This window comes from Lactiplantibacillus sp. ME-2 (assembly GCF_022549155.1).
GTDB lineage: Bacteria > Bacillota > Bacilli > Lactobacillales > Lactobacillaceae > Lactiplantibacillus > Lactiplantibacillus plantarum.
Genome location: NZ_JAKZEQ010000107.1, coordinates 1 through 1473, shown reverse-complemented (window position 1 = coordinate 1473; position 1473 = coordinate 1). Strand labels below are relative to the sequence as shown.

Sequence of the window (1473 nt, the reverse complement as noted above, 5' to 3'; positions counted from 1 at the left end):
TGACCTATACCCCCAAAGTTAAAGTAAAAGCTTTAGCTTTGGAGGTATTTTTTATGACTAAGATTTCAAAGGAAACTAAATTACGTGCGTTAACTGAATATTTTGCTGGTCAAGGAAGTTCACTTGGCATCGCAAATAAGTATCAGATAGCCCCAAAATTATTTCGAATGCTTGTCGCTGCTTATCGAACTCACGGTGCTAATGTATTGTATAATCCGCCTCAGGTAACACCTGATTTTAGAATTGAGGTTGCTCATTGGTCGATTATTAATAATGCTTCTTATACGCAGGTGGCCGCTAAGTTCGGGTACGTTGGAATTCCTCAGATTAAGCAATGGAAAGAAATTTATCGCAATCAGGGGCCAAATGGGTTAATGTCTATATCAAAAGGACGGAAACCCCAAATGACAAATAAACGTAAGAAACCAACTAAGAAGCGGTCAACCAAGAAGAAACTTTCCCCAGAAGAAAATCGGCTTAAGCAATTAGAGGCCGAGAACCTGGAGTTACGCATCAAAAATGAAGCGTTAAAATTATTGGCCTCGATGAAGCAACGAACAAAGAACTCGCCCAAGTAATCTGCACCCTCGAGGCCCAATTTAAGCTGGCTGACCTTCTACGGGTCTTGCCCATTTCACCAGATACCTTCTTCTATTGGAAGCGCCGATTTGACCAACCAGATAAGGATTGCCAATTGAAACACTTTATTTCCCGCATCTGGAATCAGGACCATCACATGGGCGTTCTACGGATTACTCAGGCACTCCTGAATGACTTTGACCTTAAAGTCAACCATAAGCGAGTTTATCGGTTGATGCAGGAGCTGGGGATCCAAGGAGAAGGTTATCACAAGAAGATCCGCAAGTACGACTCGTCTAAGGGACCAGAAGGAACCAGGGTCAAGAATAAGTTACATCGGCGATTTCAAACTGATCGGCCAAACCAGAAAATGGTTTCCGATGTCACTGAATTTAAAGTTCCCCAAACTCAAGAAAGGGTCTACTTTGAACCAATCATGGATTTGTACAACAATGAGATCCTAACTTTTGCCATTACGGCTGGCAGCCCAAACCTTGAGTTTGCTTTAAAACCATTAGAGTCACTGGTTAACTTAATTCCCAATCAACCGTACAAGCAATTTCTCCACACCGATCAAGGCTGGCAGTACCGCCACCAAGCTTGGCAGAGGAAGCTCAAGAACGCTCATATTACACCCAGCATGTCTCGACGAGCAACCTGCTTAGACAATGCTTGTATGGAGAGCTTCTTTAACAAGCTAAAGGTTGAATTGGGTGATTTGTCAGATTATCATTCGGCAAAGGAATTGATAACGGCTGTGAAGAAGTGGATAATCTACTACAACACGAAACGAATTCAAATGAAACTAGGCGGCACATCGCCGATAAACTATCGACTCCGTGCCGCCTAGGAAAGACAAGCAAATATTTACTTTAACTTTTGGGGTACACCTCA

General features: G+C 42.7%; 2 protein-coding genes. Both read left to right on the top strand.

Features of this window, described 5'->3' with window-relative positions:
• Positions 1–53 precede the first annotated feature (53 nt).
• Positions 54–578, top strand: a complete 525-nt coding sequence (locus MMY95_RS15540) for a helix-turn-helix domain-containing protein (protein WP_016526651.1) — start codon at positions 54–56, stop codon at positions 576–578.
• Positions 533–1429 carry an IS3 family transposase gene (locus tag MMY95_RS15535; protein ID WP_131510832.1) on the top strand — a complete coding sequence of 299 codons (897 nt, stop codon included), beginning with the start codon at positions 533–535 and terminating at the stop codon, positions 1427–1429. Before MMY95_RS15540 ends, MMY95_RS15535 begins: the two co-directional genes overlap by 46 nt.
• Positions 1430–1473 lie beyond the last annotated feature (44 nt).

Coding starts and splice junctions, on each gene's coding strand:
- MMY95_RS15540 (WP_016526651.1), top strand. CDS start 54: ATGACTAAGATTTCAAAGGAAACTAAATTACGTGCGTTAACTGAATAT.